This window comes from Nakamurella sp. A5-74, assembly GCF_040438885.1.
GTDB lineage: Bacteria > Actinomycetota > Actinomycetes > Mycobacteriales > Nakamurellaceae > Nakamurella.
The window spans coordinates 3,167,907-3,184,741 of the sequence record NZ_CP159218.1 but is presented as its reverse complement, the minus strand read 5'-3'; the positions used below and the strand labels follow the sequence as shown (position 1 = coordinate 3,184,741).

Genomic DNA, 16,835 nt, shown 5'->3' with positions numbered 1-16,835 from the left:
GGTGGTGCCCGGTGGAGTGCCGGTGCGGCGGCTCGGCAACAATGGGATCCGGCTGCGGCACGGACTGCCGCCTGCCTGCCCGCCGCCGGGATCCGGCCGACGGAGGGCACCCGCACCTCCGCCGACCAGAACAGGTGAGCCGTCGTGGCCCTCTCCAGTCTCGCGCCCGAAGACCTGGCTGCGTTCGCGGCCGAACAGCGCGTCGCCTACGACGCCCTCGTGGCGAGGGGCCTGAAGCTGGATCTCACGCGAGGCAAGCCGTCGTCCGCGCAGCTCGATCTGTCGGACGCCCTACTCGCGCTGCCTGCGGGACACCAGGCGGCGGACGGCACCGACGTGCGGAACTACGGCGGGCTGTCCGGCCTGCCCGAACTGCGCGCGATCTTCGCCGAGCTGCTCGGGGTCCGCGTCGAGCAGCTGGTGGCCGGCGGCAACTCGAGCTTGACGATGATGGCCGATGTGCTGCAGTACTGCCTGCTGCACGGCGCCGTCGACTCGCAGACACCCTGGGCCGCAGGAGATGTCACCTTCATCTGTCCGGTACCGGGTTACGACAGGCACTTCGCCCTGTTGGCGGAGTACGGGATCACCATGGTCACCGTGCCGATGCACGATGACGGGCCGGACGTGCCGGCGATCCGTGAGCTGGTGAAGGATCCGGCCGTCAAGGGCATGTGGCTCGTGCCGACCCATGCAAACCCCAGCGGCGCTGTCTGCTCGCAGGAGGTGGCCGCCGAGCTGGTCGCGATGCAGACCGCCGCGCCCGACTTCAAGATTTTCTGGGACAACGCTTATGCATTCCACAACCTGACCGACGAGGAGACCAAGAGCGCGGACATCCTGTCGCTTGCGGAGGCTTCAGGGAACCCGCACCGGCCGGTCCTGTTCGCCTCCACCTCGAAGATCACCTATGCGGGTGCCGGGGTGGCCTTCCTCGGTGGATCCACCGCGACGATCGACTGGTACACCGGTCATCTCGGCAAGCGTGCCATCGGCCCGGACAAGGTGAACCACCTGCGACACGCGCAGTTCTTCGTCGATGCCGAAGGAGTGCGGAGCCACATGCGCAAGCACCGCCAGATCATCGCGCCGAAGTTCGCCGCGGTCGACGCTGCGTTGCGCTCGCGGCTGGGCGGGCACGATGTCGCCGTGTGGAACACCCCGAGCGGCGGCTACTTCGTCAACCTCGACGTGCTCGACGGGACCGCCGCCCGGGTAGTGCAGCTGGCGAAGGAGGCCGGCATCGCGTTGACGCCGGCCGGCTCGTCGTTCCCGCACGGCGACGACCCACGGGACCGCAACATCCGGCTCGCCCCGACGATGCCCCCGCTGAACGAGGTCGAGGTGGCCATGGACGGCGTTGCCACCTGCGTGTTGCTGGCGGCCTGTGAGAAGCTCGGCGCCTGACCTGCCCGGTCCCATCGCCCTACGGTGCCGGGTTTCGCACCCGGTGTGCGGGCGCGGGGGCACGATTTCGCGATTGGTACTGCCCAGTCCGGGGAACTGCTCCGGCGTCGGGCCCATCGGCCCGACCGGTCTCAGGAGGACGGATGACGCAAGCAGCGCGACAGGCCGGTGCGTCGGCAGACAAGGCCGCGCATTCCGATGCGGCCAGGGTGGGCGTGACGATCGGGTTGATCGCCTTCGGGCTGATCCACCTGACGGTCGGCTGGATCGCGCTGCAGGTCGCCTGGGGCGGCGCGAGCGGTCAGCAGGCCGACCAGCAGGGCGCCCTCCAGCAGCTGGCCTCCACCCCGTTGGGGACGCCCCTGCTGTGGGTGCTCGGGATCGGTCTGTTCGCGCTGGTGCTGTGGCAGGGCTTCGCGGCGATCCGCGGCCACACCGGGCTCGAGGGCCGTAAGCGCGTGGTGAAACGGATCTCCTCCGGTGCGCGCGCAGTGGTGTACGCAACACTCGGGGTGGCGGCGATCCGAACTGCCGTCGGGTCCGGCTCAAAGGGTTCCGGCTCGAAGGAGGAGGGGATCACCGCGAAATTGCTGTCGGTGCCTCTGGGCCGGGTGTTGGTGATCGTGGTGGGTGCCGTGGTGATCGGCGTCGGCGTCAACCAGATCGTCAAGGGGGTCAAGGAGAAGTTCCTGCGAGACCTCGTGGGTGATCCCGGGACCCTCGGACGCCAGCTCGGCCGGATCGGGTACATCGCCAAGGGTGTCGCGCTGGGGATCGTGGGCGGACTGTTCCTGTATGCAGCGCTCACCTACGACCCCAAGAAGGCCGGCGGGCTGGACGATGCGCTCAGCACCGTCGCCGCAGCTCCGGTCGGGCCCTACCTGCTGACGATCCTGGCCCTCGGCTTCGTCGCGTTCGGCATCTTCTGCTTCTTCTGGGCGCGACGCCCGAAGGTCTGAACGGCGGCGGGGGTCAGCCCCCGAGTAGATTCGCCAGCCGCTCGAGGTCTGCGGCAACGATCAAGCAGTCGCGTTCGAATTCCGCGTCGGTCAACTGGATCTGCCGAACGGTGAAGATGATCTCAGCGCCGTCCGGATGCTCGACCACCCGCATCGGGTTGAGGACGGACGGTCCGTTCGGCAGCGTGACGGTGTGATCCAGCACCCCCAGTGCGTTTGTTTCCACGAACTGCACGGTGACGGTGCCCATCGGCGATTCGACCCTCAGCAGGTCGCCGTCCCGGCGCACTTCGCTCTGCGCCAGACCTGCGGCCCAGCGGGGCAGGTTGTCCGGGTCTGCAGCATAGGAGTACACGTGCGCCGGTGTCGCGCGGATGACGGTGCTCACGTGCCGGCTGCGGATCACGAGGTGGTCGGCCATGCGCGGACCCTAGGTGATGGCGTCGGAGCGCGCGAGTGTCGATGCCGGCGACCGCCAGGTCCGCGATGGTGGGGTCGAAGCGACCGTCAGGTCCGCGATGGTGGGGTGGAAGCGACCGTCAGGTCCGCGATGGTGGGGTGGAAGCGACCGTCAGGTCCGCGATGGTGGGGTGGAAGCGACCGTCACGTCCGCGATGATGGGGTGGAAGCGGTAGTATCGGTCACGTCGCAGACCCCTCGCGGGAGAGCCGCCGACCTGCAGTGATGCAGCGGTGGCGCCGAAGGAGCAAGTGCCTCCCCGCCAATCTCTCAGGCCACCACGACCGCGAGGACGAGACACCTCTGGAAAGCAGCTGTGGCTTCGGCCGCCGCTCGCCGACGGGGCAAACCGGGGCTGGGAAGAGCCAGCGCGGTGAAGCTCTCAGGTACCGATGACAGAGGGGGAGGGCGAGCTCGGGCCTACTCCGCGCGCGTTGTTCAGGTTCTCGAGCTGCCGACCCACGCGCCGGCGGGAAGCGACCGTCATGCCGGAGTCCTCCGCACCGAACACTGTCTCCCGATCGTCCGACCTGATCGCCGAGGTCGGGCACTTCCCGGTCGGCGAGCACGCTCCGATCGACCCGACCTCGTTCGCCGACCGGCACATCGGGCCGGACCCGCGAGGGCTCCGGACGATCCTGGACCTGCTGGACACCGAGTCGCTGGAGACGCTGGCGACAGCGGCGATCCCGGCCGCGATCCGGATGGATGACGAGCTGGCCCTGCCGCCGGCGGCTTCCGAGGCAGCGACGCTGGCCGAGCTGCGGGCGCTGGCCGACAAGAACACGGTGCGGGTCCAGATGATCGGGATGGGGTACCACGACACCTTGACGCCGGGCGTCATCCAGCGGAACGTGCTCGAGAACCCCGCCTGGTACACCGCCTACACGCCCTACCAGCCGGAGATCAGCCAGGGCCGACTCGAGGCGCTGCTGAACTTCCAGACCGCGGTCGCCGACCTGACCGGTCTCGACATCGCCAACGCCTCGATGCTGGACGAGGCCACCGCAGCCGCCGAGGCGATGACGCTCATCAAGCGCACCGCCCGATCCAAGAGCACGAAGTTCGTCATCGATGCCGACACGCTGCCGCAGACGATCGCCGTCATCCGCACCCGTGCGGAACCGCTGGGCATCACGATCGAGGTCGCCGATCTGGGTGACGGTCTTCCGGTCGGTGACTTCTTCGGTCTGTTGCTGAGCTACCCGGGTGCCTCCGGAGCGATCCGCGACCACGCCGAGCTGATCAACACCGCGCACGAACGGGAGGCGAAGGTCGTAGTCGCCACCGATCTGCTCGCCCTGACACTGTTCCGTCCGCCGGGCGAGATCGGCGCCGACGTGGCGGTCGGTTCGTCCCAACGTTTCGGCGTGCCGCTGGGGTTCGGCGGTCCGCATGCCGGGTTCATGGCCGTCCGCTCCGACGTGCAGCGTCAGCTGCCCGGCCGGCTGGTCGGCGTCAGCCACGACGTGCATTCGAACCCCGCCTACCGGCTGGCACTGCAGACCCGTGAGCAGCACATCCGCCGCGAGAAGGCCACCAGCAACATCTGCACCGCGCAGGTGCTGCTCGCCGTGATGGCGTCGATGTACGCGGTCTACCACGGGCCCGAAGGTCTCAAGGCGATCGCGACGACGATCCACGACAAGACCGCGATGTTGTCCGGCAGGCTGGAAGCGGCCGGCGCGACGGTCGAGCACCGGTCGTACTTCGACACCCTGCGGCTGCAGGTTCCAAGCCGGGCGGCCGAGATCGTCGCTGCGGCAAGGGATCGTGGGATCAACCTCTGGCGCGACGGCGACGATGTCGTCCAGGTGTCGGTGTCGGAGGCGACCACCGACGCGGATCTCGACGCGGTGGTCGTTGCCTTCGGGGGCCAGTCGTCCGCGCCGTTCACCTCGTCCCTGACTCTCCAGCCGGACGGCATCGCGCGGACCAGCGACTTCCTGACCCACCCCGTCTTCCACGCGCACCGCAGCGAAACCGCGATGCTGCGCTACCTGCGTCGGCTCTCGGACTCCGACCTGGCGCTGGACCGATCGATGATCCCGCTGGGCAGCTGCACCATGAAGCTCAACGCGACCACCGAGATGCAGGCCGTCACCTGGCCGGAGTTCGCCGGGTTGCACCCGTTCGCGCCGATCGAGGATGCAGCCGGGATGCTCGAGTTGATCGCCCAGCTGGAGGCCTGGCTGGTCGAGATCACCGGCTACGCACGGGTTTCGCTGCAGCCGAACGCCGGTTCACAGGGCGAGCTCGCCGGACTGCTGGCGATCCGCGCGTACCACCGCAGCCGGGGGGACGAGCACCGCACGGTCTGCCTGATCCCCGCGTCCGCGCACGGCACGAACGCCGCGTCTGCGGTGATGGCCGGGATGAAGGTCGTCGTCGTCGGCACCGACACCGCGGGCAACGTCGACCTGGACGACCTGCGGGCGAAGGTCGCCGTGCACGCGGAGAACCTCGCCGCGATCATGATCACCTACCCCTCCACGCACGGCGTCTACGAGGACACCATCACCGAACTGGCAGCGGTGGTGCACGCGGCCGGCGGTCAGGTGTACGTCGACGGTGCCAACCTGAACGCGCTGGTCGGCATCGCTCGGCCGGGAGTCTTCGGCGGCGACGTCTCACACCTCAACCTGCACAAGACGTTCTGCATCCCGCACGGTGGCGGCGGCCCCGGGGTGGGTCCGGTCGCGGTCGCCGAGCACCTGGCGCCGTTCGTGCCGACGCACCCGCTGGCCGATCTCGGGGCGACCTCGCCGGAGGACGGTGGGGTCGGTCCGATCTCGGCCGCTCCGTGGGGGAGTGCGTCGATCCTGCCGATCAGCTGGGCCTACATCCGGATGATGGGGGCGCCGGGCCTGCGGCGGGCGACGCTGACGGCGGTGGCGTCCGCCAACTACATCGCCCGCCGGCTGGACGAGCACTACCCGGTGCTCTACACCGGCAAGGGTGGCTTCGTGGCCCACGAGTGCATCCTGGACCTGCGGCCGATGACCGCGGCGACCGGCGTGACGGTCGATGATGTCGCAAAGCGGTTGGCGGACTATGGATTCCATGCGCCGACGATGTCGTTCCCGGTGGCCGGCACGCTGATGGTGGAGCCGACCGAGTCGGAGGACCTGTTGGAGATCGACCGGTTCTGCGACGCGATGGTGGCCATCAAGGGCGAGGTCGACCGGGTGGCAGCGGGGGAGTGGCCGGCGGACGACAACCCGCTGCGCAACGCCCCGCACACCGCAGCCGTGCTGGCGGCGCAGGACTGGACGCATCCGTACACCCGCTCCGAGGCGGTGTTCCCGGCCGGCGTCGAAGCGGCGCACAAGTACTTCCCGCCGGTGGGCCGCATCGACGGGGCGTACGGCGACCGCAACCTGATCTGCTCCTGCCCCAGTCCGGAGGCGTACGCGGAGGCCGACAGCGAGTGAGAATCGAGCGACCGTAGCGAGGGACGAGCGCAGGTCGGGAGGATCGGAGCGAGCGCCGGAGGCCGACCCGTCAGCACCGAGGCCGACAGCGAGTGAGAATCGAGCGACCGTAGCGAGGGACGAGCGCAGGTCGGGAGGATCGGAGCGAGCGCCGGAGGCCGACCCGTCAGCACGGAGGCCGACAGCGAGTGAGAATCGAGCGACCGTAGCGAGGGACGCGGGCCGCGTGGCGTCGCAGCTCAGCGGTGGTCGATCACCGGAGGAGCGATCCGGGCCGAGGCGGATCCCGGTCGCCAGCGAACCTGCAGCGTCAGCGGATCGCCGTCACCGAGGGCGGCCGGCCGATCGTCTGCCGACACCTGCCAGCCGTCGGCAGTACGGCGACCGCACGGCTCCGTGAGCGGTGCATACGTCACGCAGCGCACCTCGTCGATGGTGCCGGAGGTGCGGCTGAGCTCCACTGCGCCGGGCCCGATCGGCTGGACGTAGGTGATGGCGGTCCGTCCGTCGAGGGTGGTGGCCGCGGTCCGCGTCCAGGTGATCTGAGCACGGTGATCGCCGGCGGGCGCGTCCTCGACCCGGTTTGCGACCGCCAGTGCATGCTCGTTCCGCTCCGGTTCGAGGTCGGTCGGAGTCCCGTCGACGACCGCGACGACGGGACCGGATCCGGGCCGCAGGATGCCGGGCAGATCGTCGGCGCTGTCGTCGGGAAGGCGCACGCCGTCCGGGACGGAGCCGCCCAGCGACAGGTCGAAGGCCCGCACCAGGACCTGGTCGAACGTCTCGGCGATCTGGTAGCCACCGCGGTCGTCGATCGTGACGACCGCGTGGTGGATGCGGTTGCCGTAGGGATTGGGCTGGGCGATGACATCGGTTGCCGGAGTGAGGCCACCGCCGACCAGGGCGGCGGCGAGCAGGGCTGCGGCAACGCCACCGGATCGACGCATCATGAGCGAGCCTCGAACTGCGGGTCGACCGGAGTGGCTGTGACTCCGGGAGGGTCCGGGAGGAAGAAGTAGCCGTTCGCGCCCGCGAAGGTCGTGCTGCCGTTGTCCAGGTCGGACATCCGGAACACCGTCCCATCCGGACTGGTCGAGCAGGACGTCTCGGCGCTGCCCCGGTCCTCGTCCCCGCAGCTGAGCGCGGCGCCGCCGGTGGCGGTGAACCGGGCGATGTCGCCGGTTCCGCGAGAGGAGTACCAGCCCCCGCCGACGACCCCCTGCGGGGCGATCAGCGTGCGGCGCCCGTTCGTCGTCGTCAGCAGTCCGTCCAGGGTGTAAGTCAACTGGATCCGGTGCCTCCCAGCAGCGAAGGCGCGGTCGGTGGCCGCGACGATCTGCCAGCTCTCGTTCGAGTCGATGATCGCGGCAGGGAGTTGCTGCAGGTCACCGGCCGCGGTGAGGTCTCGGGCGGCGACCTCACCGACCGTCGGCGCGAGGAAGTACCAGCCGTCGGGATCTTCGGAGGCCGCGATGCGCAGCTTCTTCTTCACGTACACCGCCACGGTGCCCGTCACCCCGGGCCCGGCGTCCACGATGGCATTCTGGACCACCGACAGGGTTCCGTCCGGCCGCGCGGTGAACGCCACATCCACTTCCTGGGCCTGGTACTGGAAATCGACAGCCACCGGGGCGGACTTCGTCTCTGCAGCCGCCGACCCGGTGACCGGGCGGACAGGATCACCTGCGGTGCAGGCGGCGGTGAGCAGCAGGATCGCTGTCACGGCGACGACGGAGCGCTGGGCCGACAGGATCATGGGCGTCGGACGGGAACTCGTCGTCGTCGGTTCCCCACCGGGCGCGCGAGGTGCGGGCAGGCCCGCGGGCGTCGAGCGCGCCCCTTCAGGCGGCGAAAAGGAACCGACGAGGGATGATGCGCATCGGAGCGGACAGTGCCGTCCGATCCAGGAGCTCAGATGACCGTCCAGCCCGTGTCCCATCCACCAGCACCCGGTTCGGCGTTGCCGAGCGCGTTCGGCCGTCCGGATCCCGCGACGTCTCGCTGGGCCGGGGTGACCACCGTGCTCATCGGGGCGCTGCTGTTGCAGTTCGCGCGGGTCTTCCAGATCGGCAACGCGAGCGTGCAGAGCAACTGGGACTCGAGGCTGGCGATCATCATTCCTGCCCTCGCCCTCCCCGCCGCTCTGGTGTGGTGGACACGGTCGCCGGCGGTTGCGCAACGCCTCCTGCCGGTCGTCGTTGGCATCGCGCTGGTACCCGGAGCCGCGCTGTCGTTGCTGCCCGCCCTGGTCGGTGTCACCCCGGATGTCGTCGTCACGGCGCTGGTGATGGTCAGCTCGGCCGCGATGTGGACAACGAGCGCGCTGGTGCTCATCTGCGCGGCGTCACTCGCACGGAGCGGGAGGATCCTCGCCGCGAGCCTCGCCTGTTCTGTGTTGGTGCTGGCAAACCTGTTGCTGCCCACGGTCTTCGGCTCGATCGTCGCCCGGGGCCCAGCCACCTGGATCTTCGCCGTGCTGGTGCTGGTCGCCGCGGTCGTGCTGGTCATCGGCGGGTTGTCCGTGATCCGCTCGGCCGAAGGGCCGGTGCTGGCGGCTGTGGCGTTGACGACGGTGCTCGGCGCGCTGGCCATGGTCGTTCCCAGCGTGCTGACCTATTTTCTGTCGACGTCCGGCGGCCCGCGGCCCGCGCTCGGTGGGACTGCTGCCATCGGTGCCGTGCTCGTGGTGGTGACGATCGCGGGCGCGTTGCTGCTCGGCCGCGCCGCGCTGCTGTTGGTGCTGGGCGCCGGTCTGCTGCTGGGCTGTCTGTACGGATTGACGTCCTCGGTGGGTGCCGGACTCGGCCGCGACTGGTGGTTGCCGCTGCTGGTGGTCCTCGTCCTGGCGCTCGCCGCCGGCCTCTCGATGACCCGTCCTGCCCGTGAGGTCGGGATGTCGGCGATCGCCCTCGTCGTCATCGTGCTGGCGGCCACGTTCGGAGTGGTCGAGTTCGGGCACCTCGACGAAGGTCTGGAGATCTTCCTGACGGTGGCCGGCCTGATCGGCGGCGCTGTCGCGGGCGGCGCGATCATCGGCGCCGTCGTACCGCGCCTCGTCCGCTCGGACGACCTCGTGCCGGTGCTGCTGCTCACGCTGGCGCTCGGCGCCGGGGCATCGAGGTTGTTCGCCTGGGTCTTCGTCTCGACCGAGACCGACCGGAATCATTCGCTGCTGTGGATCGGCGGGGTGCTGCTCGTCTCGTTGCTGTTCACCGCCCTCTGGCCACGGTCCGGCCGGGTCGGTGACGCCCCGCGCCCGGGACCCGACGCCGAGGTGGACCCAGGGGTCGGCGTGCGCTGACCGGCGCGGTCAGCTGGACGGATGCGCGAGCTCGTGGAGCATCGCGGCCAGCTCCACCGGCTTGGTGAACATCGGCCAGTGGCCGGAGTCGATGTCCACGAAGCGAACATCACGCGCGGCGGCCAGCTCCGGCACGTCGCCGGCAGCGATCCACTCCTTCGCCTCTGCCGGACCGAACTCGGGGCAGATCAAGGTGACGGGCACCGCCGAGCGCCGTTCGTCGGTCAGGGTGACGACCCCGCTCGCCACTCCCTCCGGCACCGGGATCGCTGAGTCAGCCATCTTCGCGCGGAGCTCGGTCGACAGATCGGCCGAATCCGGCCCGGCGAACGGCTCCCACCCCGGGAATGCCATCGCGCCATCGGTGATGGCGAAGAATTCGGCGTACTTCTCGCCGTCGGCGGACGGGAAGCCGCCGATCAACGCCACCCCACTGACGTCGTCCGGGCGACGATCCGCAGCCATCCAGGCCAGCGTGCAGGCGGCCGAATGACCGACCACGAGTGGCCGCTGGGCCGCATCGACGGCCTGAAGGACCGAGTCGAGCTGATCCTGCAGAGTGGCTCCGGTGACGCCGTCGCCCTGGCCGGGCAGGGTCACCGGGACCGGACGGTCGCCCAACCCGCGCAGCGCAGCGGCCACCTCGTCCCAAGCGGTGACGTCCAGCCACAACCCACCCAGCAGGACGATGTCGCGGCCCGCCGATGAACGCATCTGATCAGGTGTCATGTGCTGGACCGTAGACCGGCACCAGGACGATGTGCTTCCTGGAAGCCCGGTGCCGACGAGTCGACGGCGGCGGGGAATGAATCACCACTCCATCCGTTGAACCAGTTACTTGACGTATCAACTAACGGAGGCTGACATGCAGTTCGGAATCTTCACCGTCGGCGACGTCACTCCGGATCCCACCACGGGTCGTGCGCCGACCGAGAACGAGCGCATCAAGGCAATGGTGCGGATCGCGCTGAAGGCAGAGGAGGTCGGGCTCGAGGTCTTCGCCACCGGTGAGCACCACAACCCGCCCTTCGTGCCGTCGTCCCCGACCACGCTGCTCGGCCACATCGCAGCGCTGACCGAAAAGCTGATCCTGTCCACGTCCACGACCCTGATCACCACGAACGACCCGGTGAAGATCGCCGAGGACTTCGCGATGCTCCAGCACCTGGCCGACGGGCGAGTGGATCTCATGCTGGGTCGCGGCAACACCGGCCCGGTGTACCCGTGGTTCGGCCGGGACGCCCGGAACGGGATACCGCTGACGGTGGAGAACTATCAGCTGCTGCGCCGGTTGTGGACCGAGGACGTCGTGAGCTGGCAGGGAAAGTTCCGGACCCCGCTGCAGTCGTTCACCGCCACCCCTCGACCGCTGGACGGGGTCGCACCCTTCGTCTGGCACGGGTCGATCCGCAGCCCGGAGATCGCCGAGTTGGCGGCGTTCTACGGCGACGGTTTCTTCTCCAACCACATCTTCTGGCCCGCTTCGCACACCCGGCAGATGGTCCGGCTGTACCGGGAGCGCTTCGAGTTCCACGGTCACGGCGCGGCCGACCAGGCGATCGTCGGACTCGGCGGCCAGGTGTTCCTGGGCAAGAACTCGCAGGACGCGGTACGGCAGTTCCGGCCGTACTTCGACAACGCCCCGGTGTACGGGGGCGGGCCCAGCCTGGAGGACTTCACCCGGCAGACTCCGCTGACCGTCGGCAGCCCGCAGCAGGTCATCGAGCGGACGCTCGGCTTCCGCGAGTACGTCGGGGACTATCAGCGTCAGCTGTTCCTGATGGACCACGCAGGGCTGCCGCTGAAGACTGTGCTGGAGCAGCTGGACCTGCTCGGCGAGCAGGTGATCCCGGTGCTGCGCAAGGAGTTCGCGGCTCTGAAGCCCGCGCACGTCCCGGACGCTCCGACCCACGCCACCTTGGTCGCTGCTCGCGATGCGGCTGCCCGGCAGACCGGCGTCGCTGTCGCAGCGGACGGGCGATCCTGATGCGCATCGTCGTCGTCGAGGCCGGTCTCGGAACCCCGTCCTCCACCCGGTTGCTGGCCGATCGTCTGACCGCTGCGACCGCCGAGATGCTCGCCGGTCAGGACCTCGAGTTCAGCACGATCGCGCTGCGCGAACTCGCTCATCCGTTGGCAGACAACCTGCTCACCGGATTCCCGTCGGGCCCACTGGTCCCGGCGATCGAGGCGGTGGCCGCGGCTGACGCCCTGATCGTCGTCACACCGGTGTTCGCCGCTTCCTACTCCGGGCTGTTCAAGATGTTCTTCGACGTACTGGAACCCGGGGCGTTGCGGGGGACGCCGGTGCTGCTGGCCGCGACCGCCGGGACGGCCCGGCACAGCCTGGTGCTCGAACACGCGGTCCGGCCGCTGCTGTCCTACCTCGGCGCACTGACCGTGCCGACCGCGGTGTTCGCCGCGACCGAGGACTGGGGCGCCGCCGGTGTCGGGGCCCTCGACGAGCGGATCGCCCGGGCTGCAACGGATCTCAGCGGGCTGCTCCTTGCCGGCTCGACGCGCGGTGCGGGACCGGACGCCGAGGCCGCGGTGGTGAAGGAGAACTCGTTCGGAGCGCCGGCGACGTTCATCGACGAACTCCTGAGGTCCGCGCGCACCTGAACGCCGGCCGGTGGCGCACCGGGCCCAGCCCAACTCGTTTGTCCGGCGCCACACGCCTGCGGTCCAATGGGGGCATGCCCGCAGCGAAGAAGCCGACCCGTCCGTCCGCCCGTTCCGCCCCCGCAGCGCCCCACCTGCTGGAACCGAAGCTGACCCGGGTCACCGCGCGTAGCCACCGGGCGTTCCACGAGGCGATCGCCCGCGGCTTCCAGGAGCCGATCCGGCCCGAGGTCACCGAGCTGGACAAGAAGCTCGCCGAACATGATCGCTTCTTCGGTTTCACCGTCGACGGTCGCTGGATCGCCACCTGCGGGTCGTTCACCAGGACGCTGACCGTGCCCGGCGGTGCAGCAATTCCCGTCGCTGCCGTCACCAACGTCACCGTCCAGGGCCCCTTCCATCGTCGTGGCCTGCTCCGCCGGATGATGCAGCACCAGCTGGAGGACGTTGCAGCGCGCGGGGAATCGCTGTCCGTGCTGTGGGCATCAGAGGCCTCGATCTACGGCCGGTTCGGCTATGCACCCGCCGCGTCGCGCAGCAAGCTGTCCGGCACCAGCGCCCGTCTGCAGTTCCTGCCGGGGGTCAGTCCGGCCGGGTCGGTGGACGAGGTCGACCAGCAGACCTTCCTCGACGCGGCAGTACCGCTGCACGCTGCGTGGCGCTCGAACCGTCCCGGCAACCTCGATCGCCCGGGGTCGTGGTGGGACCACGCGCTCTTCGACGCCGAGTTCCACCGGGATGGTGCCGGTGAGCTGCGCCATCTGCTGCACTTCGACCAGGCCGGCGACGTCGACGGCTACGCGACCTATCGGTTCAAGGGCGACTGGTCGGCCACCGGACCGGACGGCGAGATCAGGATCGGTGAGCTGGCTGCGGGGGATACGCAGGCCTACGCCGGTCTCTGGCGCTATCTGCTCGACGTCGACCTGGCGCGCTCCTTCACGCTGAACGGCGCACCGGTCGATGCGCCACTGCGCCACCTGGTGACCGATGCGCGTGCCATCCGGACGGAGATCTCGGACAACCTGTATCTGCGCGTCGTCGACGTCGCTGCTGCGCTCGCCGCCAGGACCTACCGCACCGACTTCGACGTGGTGCTGCAGGTGTCCGATCCGTTGCTGGCCGGCAACAACGGCCGGTTCCGGGTGCGCGGGGGACCCGCCGGCGCGACCGTCACCCGCGCCCGGGGTGCCGCCGATCTGGAGCTGGGAATCCTGGAGCTCGGCGCGGTCTACCTCGGCGGGGTCAGCCTCGAGCTGCTGCACCGCAGTGGTCGGATCCGGGAGCACACACCGGGATCAGCCTCGGCGACCTCTCTGGCGTTCGGCTCGGATCTCGCCCCGTTCTGCCCCGACCACTTCTGATCCGACCACTTCTGATCCGACCACTGCAAGTGGCGGAGCTTGTCCGGCGGGCGGGCCGACCGACCGGCTGCGCCTGCCGGTGTGGGGATCAGGTACCGCTCATCACCGACAGCAGGGTCGCGGGCAGGCTGGACGTCGACACGACGTCGTAGTAGGTGCCGTTGCCCGCCGCGGCCAGCGCCACCAGTGCCGAGTCGGGTGCGTTCTCGCCGACGCCGACGACATCGAGGCTGAGCGATGGGTTGGCGGCCATCACGTCGCGGATCGCCTGCACCACCGCGGCGCGCGATGTACTCGGCGTCTGATCGGGGCCGTCGGTGATGAGCACCACCCGCTGCGGGGAGCCAGGCGTAGCGGCGGTCGAGACCTGTTGCAGGACAACTGGAACCGCAGCGTAGTACCGGCGCTCGCCGGAGGAGGAGAGTGCTCCGACGGCGGCGTCCAGGGCGGGTGACCTGGCCGCGAGCGGTGCGAGCCGGACATACCCGGACGGTTGATCCGACGACGTCGACCACAGCCCGAACCGGGACGTCCCGGTGGTGGCGACGGCTCCGGTCAGGGCCTGCTGCAGCCATGCGGTCCTGGTCAGACCGGACACCTCGGTTCCCCAGGTCGCCGAGGTGTCGGCCAGGAACGTGACTCCCGGTCCGGTCGCCGGGACCGGGGTACTGGACGGCGGGGTACTTGACGGCTGGGTACTGGACGGCTGGGTACTTGACGGCGGAGTGCTGGACGGTTGTGTGCTGGACCCCGAGGTCCTCGTGGTGGGCGAGGTGACCGGGGTGGTCGACGGCCGCGGGGTTCCGGACGGCCCGCTGCTCGACGGCCCGCTGCTCGAAGGGCTCGAGGCCGACCCGCTGGTCGTGCTCGGGACCGGCGGAATGGTCGGGCCTGCGGTGCCGGAGTTCGCGGGCGGTCTTCCGGTCGTGGAGGGGCTGGGCGAGCCGTCACCCGGCAGACCGAGCGTGCCGGCCCAGGCGTCCTCCTGGCCGGACTCGGTGCCGGGCAGCACGGTGACCGTCGTGTCCGCATCGATCCCCGGGGCGGTGGAGGTGGTGAGGCCGGGCACCCGCATCCGGGCAGCGGTGAACATCTGCCTCCCGGCGGTGTCCCTGGCGAAGGAGTGGAAGCGGGTGGCGGCGTCACGCTGGATGTCGTCCAGCCCGTCCATCGTCAGGCTGATGACGTAGACCTCGTCACCGACCACCGGTCCGGACGGGTAGACGGCGGTCAGGGGACTGGCGGCCGAGCTGTTGTAGGCGGCCAGGTCGGCCTCGGTCACCGGCACTGCCAGCCGCTCGGCCCCGTCGCCGCCGTCGGTCAGCAGCTGCAACGCATCTCCCGTGCTCGCCAGGTCGGTCGACTGCCGATCGGTCATCGACCGCACCGTGGTGGTGGCGGCACCGATCTCGGAGACCGACGGCAGCGCACCGTCCACGGCGAACATCGAGCTCAGGGCGTAGGAACTGGCGCGGTTGTCCCGCGGATCCGGGGCGAGCAGATGCTGCCGGGAGGTTCCGCCGCCGGTCGCGAACAGGGTGGCGAACTGCTGCCAGGACCGCTTGCCGGTCAGCCCGCCCGGCGCATCGGTGCGCATCGCCAGCACCACGGGTGAGGTGGCCAGCGGCTCGGTGTCCCGGCCGGCTGTGATGGCCGGATCCGAATTCTCCAACGCTGCCAGCTGGGAGGCGTCATCGGTGATCCAGACCGCCGGCGGCGGGTCGGTGCGGCCCTGCCAGCCGTCCGCCAGCATGCCGGCAGCGTCACCCGAGGCGGCGGTGACCACCTGCGACGTGACGCAGGTACTCCGCGCGGAGGGTGCGGTGGCGTTGAAGGCATCGCTGAGGGCCCGGGCCGCCGGTGACGAGCCGGAGGATGCCAGCACGGTCAGAGAGGCGGAACCCGTGCACGCCTGGGGGGTCTTGTCGTTGTCGTTCTTCAGCACGAAGACGTACATCACCGCGACCGCGACCAGCAGGACGACGACGCCGGCGGCCACCAGCGGCCAACTCGCGATCCCGCGCCGTCGACGCACATCCGCGTGCCGCCCCATCGAGATCCTCCTGATCGCACCGGTCCTCGCGCGGACCCTGGTCGGCACCCGCCACCGCGCTCGGCCCAACTCTATCCAGGGTCATCCGACAGGGTTCGCTCCGGGATTTCCCCGGACCTGCCTGCGCGGCGGCGTGGAAGAATGGGAAGCTGTCGGAAGAACCTGACACCATGGGGCCGGGACGTCATCCCGCCTGGTGCGACTGAGTCGCCCGGGCGGGCAGGATCCGTTCCCCACACCACTGACATCGCGTCGCAAGTGACGAGAGGACCGGACCTGAGATGGCCAATTCGTTCGTGAAGGCCTGGAAGTACCTGATGGCACTGTTCTCGTCCAAGGTCGATGAATATGCGGACCCGAAGGTCCAGATCCAGCAGGCCATCGAGGACGCCCAGCGTCAACACGCTGCGCTCAGTCAGCAGGCGGCCGCGGTGATCGGCAACCAGCGTCAACTGGAGATGAAGCTCACCCGCAAGATGGGCGACGTCGAGCGCATGCAGGCCTCCGCCCGCCAGGCCCTGGTGCTGGCCGACGAAGCTCGTGCCAAGGGAGATGCCCCCAAGGCCTCCGAGTACGAGCAGACCGCCACCGCCTTCGCCACCCAGCTGGTGGCCGGCGAGAGCGAGATGGAAGACCTCAAGCGCATGCACGACCAGGCCCTGCAGGCGGCCGGCCAGGCGAAGAAGGCCGTCGAGAACAACGCGATGGCCCTGCAGACCAAGCTCGCGGAACGGACGAAGCTGCTCTCGCAGCTCGACCAGGCCAAGATGCAGGAGCAGATCTCCAGCTCGATGCAGAGCATGCAGTCGATCGGCGTGCCCGGCAACACCCCGTCGCTCGACGAGGTCCGCGACAAGATCGAGCGCCGGTACGCCAACGCGTTGGGTTCGGCGGAGCTGACGCAGAACTCGGTCGAGGGTCGGATGCTCGAGGTGCAGAAGTCCACCCTCGACATGGCAGGCGCCTCGCGCCTGGAGCAGTTGCGCCAGCAGCTGCACCCTGAGCTCGCCGCCCAGCAGCCCCGGGCGATCGACCAGTCCGCCGGCGCAGCCGGGCCGGATGTCACCAAGACCCAGCAGCAGCCCAACCAGCAGAGCTGAGCGGGAAGCACCGCGCACGCGGCACGAATCCATGGCCGGATTCGTGCCGTTGTGCGTTGCTGGGGTGTGCGCGGTGCTCCGATCCCGGTCGGGGACCAGCGGAACGAACGCTACGGCGGCGGGCACGAGGGGTGGT

Annotated in this window: 13 protein-coding genes and 1 riboswitch; of the genes, 8 read left to right on the top strand and 5 right to left on the bottom strand. The window is 69.7% G+C overall.

All coding sequences use genetic code 11. The features are described 5' to 3' along the window. Positions 1-144 precede the first annotated feature (144 nt). The gene (locus ABLG96_RS14640; RefSeq protein ID WP_353648096.1) at positions 145-1,407 is read left to right on the top strand and encodes an aminotransferase class I/II-fold pyridoxal phosphate-dependent enzyme; all 1,263 of its coding nucleotides are present in this window, start codon (positions 145-147) and stop codon (positions 1,405-1,407) included. A gap of 143 nt (positions 1,408-1,550) precedes the next feature. Then, positions 1,551-2,366, top strand: a complete 816-nt coding sequence (locus ABLG96_RS14635) for a DUF1206 domain-containing protein (protein WP_353648095.1) — start codon at positions 1,551-1,553, stop codon at positions 2,364-2,366. A 13-nt stretch (positions 2,367-2,379) separates the two neighbouring features. On the opposite strand, the gene ABLG96_RS14630 is transcribed toward ABLG96_RS14635, so the two are convergent. Then, positions 2,380-2,787 (bottom strand): SRPBCC family protein, encoded by a 408-nt coding sequence (locus ABLG96_RS14630; RefSeq protein WP_353648094.1) that lies wholly within the window; start codon positions 2,785-2,787, stop codon positions 2,380-2,382. Between the two features lie 229 nt (positions 2,788-3,016). Next, positions 3,017-3,122: riboswitch (glycine riboswitch) on the top strand. 188 nt (positions 3,123-3,310) lie between these two features. Between ABLG96_RS14630 and gcvP the strand changes: the two genes are divergently transcribed. Further along, positions 3,311-6,259, top strand: coding sequence for an aminomethyl-transferring glycine dehydrogenase (gene gcvP, locus ABLG96_RS14625; RefSeq protein WP_353648093.1), 2,949 nt, complete (start codon positions 3,311-3,313; stop codon positions 6,257-6,259). 239 nt (positions 6,260-6,498) lie between these two features. Here the strand turns inward: gcvP and ABLG96_RS14620 are convergent, their stop codons facing one another. After that, positions 6,499-7,209 carry a hypothetical protein gene (locus ABLG96_RS14620; RefSeq protein WP_353648092.1) on the bottom strand — a complete coding sequence of 237 codons (711 nt, stop codon included), beginning with the start codon at positions 7,207-7,209 and terminating at the stop codon, positions 6,499-6,501. Further along, positions 7,206-8,015: a hypothetical protein gene (locus ABLG96_RS14615; protein ID WP_353648091.1), complete on the bottom strand. Its 810-nt coding sequence runs from the start codon at positions 8,013-8,015 to the stop codon at positions 7,206-7,208. The genes ABLG96_RS14620 and ABLG96_RS14615 overlap by 4 nt, the downstream gene beginning before the upstream one ends. 159 nt (positions 8,016-8,174) lie before the next feature. Here ABLG96_RS14615 and ABLG96_RS14610 point away from each other — a divergent pair, with 159 nt between their 5' ends. Further along, positions 8,175-9,560 (top strand): hypothetical protein, encoded by a 1,386-nt coding sequence (locus ABLG96_RS14610; RefSeq protein WP_353648090.1) that lies wholly within the window; start codon positions 8,175-8,177, stop codon positions 9,558-9,560. Between the two features lie 9 nt (positions 9,561-9,569). Here the strand turns inward: ABLG96_RS14610 and ABLG96_RS14605 are convergent, their stop codons facing one another. Then, positions 9,570-10,289, bottom strand: a complete 720-nt coding sequence (locus ABLG96_RS14605; RefSeq protein ID WP_353648089.1) for an alpha/beta hydrolase — start codon at positions 10,287-10,289, stop codon at positions 9,570-9,572. Positions 10,290-10,425: 136 nt separating this feature from the next. Between ABLG96_RS14605 and ABLG96_RS14600 the strand changes: the two genes are divergently transcribed. The 3 genes from ABLG96_RS14600 to ABLG96_RS14590 all read left to right on the top strand — a co-directional run bounded on the left by ABLG96_RS14600 (position 10,426) and on the right by ABLG96_RS14590 (position 13,546). Then, on the top strand, positions 10,426-11,547 hold the full coding sequence (locus ABLG96_RS14600; RefSeq protein ID WP_353648088.1) for an LLM class flavin-dependent oxidoreductase: 1,122 nt from the start codon (positions 10,426-10,428) through the stop codon (positions 11,545-11,547). Beyond that, positions 11,547-12,182, top strand: a complete 636-nt coding sequence (locus ABLG96_RS14595; RefSeq protein WP_353648087.1) for a CE1759 family FMN reductase — start codon at positions 11,547-11,549, stop codon at positions 12,180-12,182. Before ABLG96_RS14600 ends, ABLG96_RS14595 begins: the two co-directional genes overlap by 1 nt. 74 nt (positions 12,183-12,256) lie before the next feature. Continuing rightward, positions 12,257-13,546: a GNAT family N-acetyltransferase gene (locus ABLG96_RS14590; RefSeq protein ID WP_353648086.1), complete on the top strand. Its 1,290-nt coding sequence runs from the start codon at positions 12,257-12,259 to the stop codon at positions 13,544-13,546. Between the two features lie 88 nt (positions 13,547-13,634). Here ABLG96_RS14590 and ABLG96_RS14585 read toward each other — a convergent pair whose 3' ends face one another. After that, positions 13,635-15,599, bottom strand: coding sequence for a VWA domain-containing protein (locus tag ABLG96_RS14585; RefSeq protein ID WP_353648085.1), 1,965 nt, complete (start codon positions 15,597-15,599; stop codon positions 13,635-13,637). Between the two features lie 281 nt (positions 15,600-15,880). Here ABLG96_RS14585 and ABLG96_RS14580 point away from each other — a divergent pair, with 281 nt between their 5' ends. Then, positions 15,881-16,699, top strand: coding sequence for a PspA/IM30 family protein (locus ABLG96_RS14580; protein WP_353648084.1), 819 nt, complete (start codon positions 15,881-15,883; stop codon positions 16,697-16,699). Positions 16,700-16,835 lie beyond the last annotated feature (136 nt).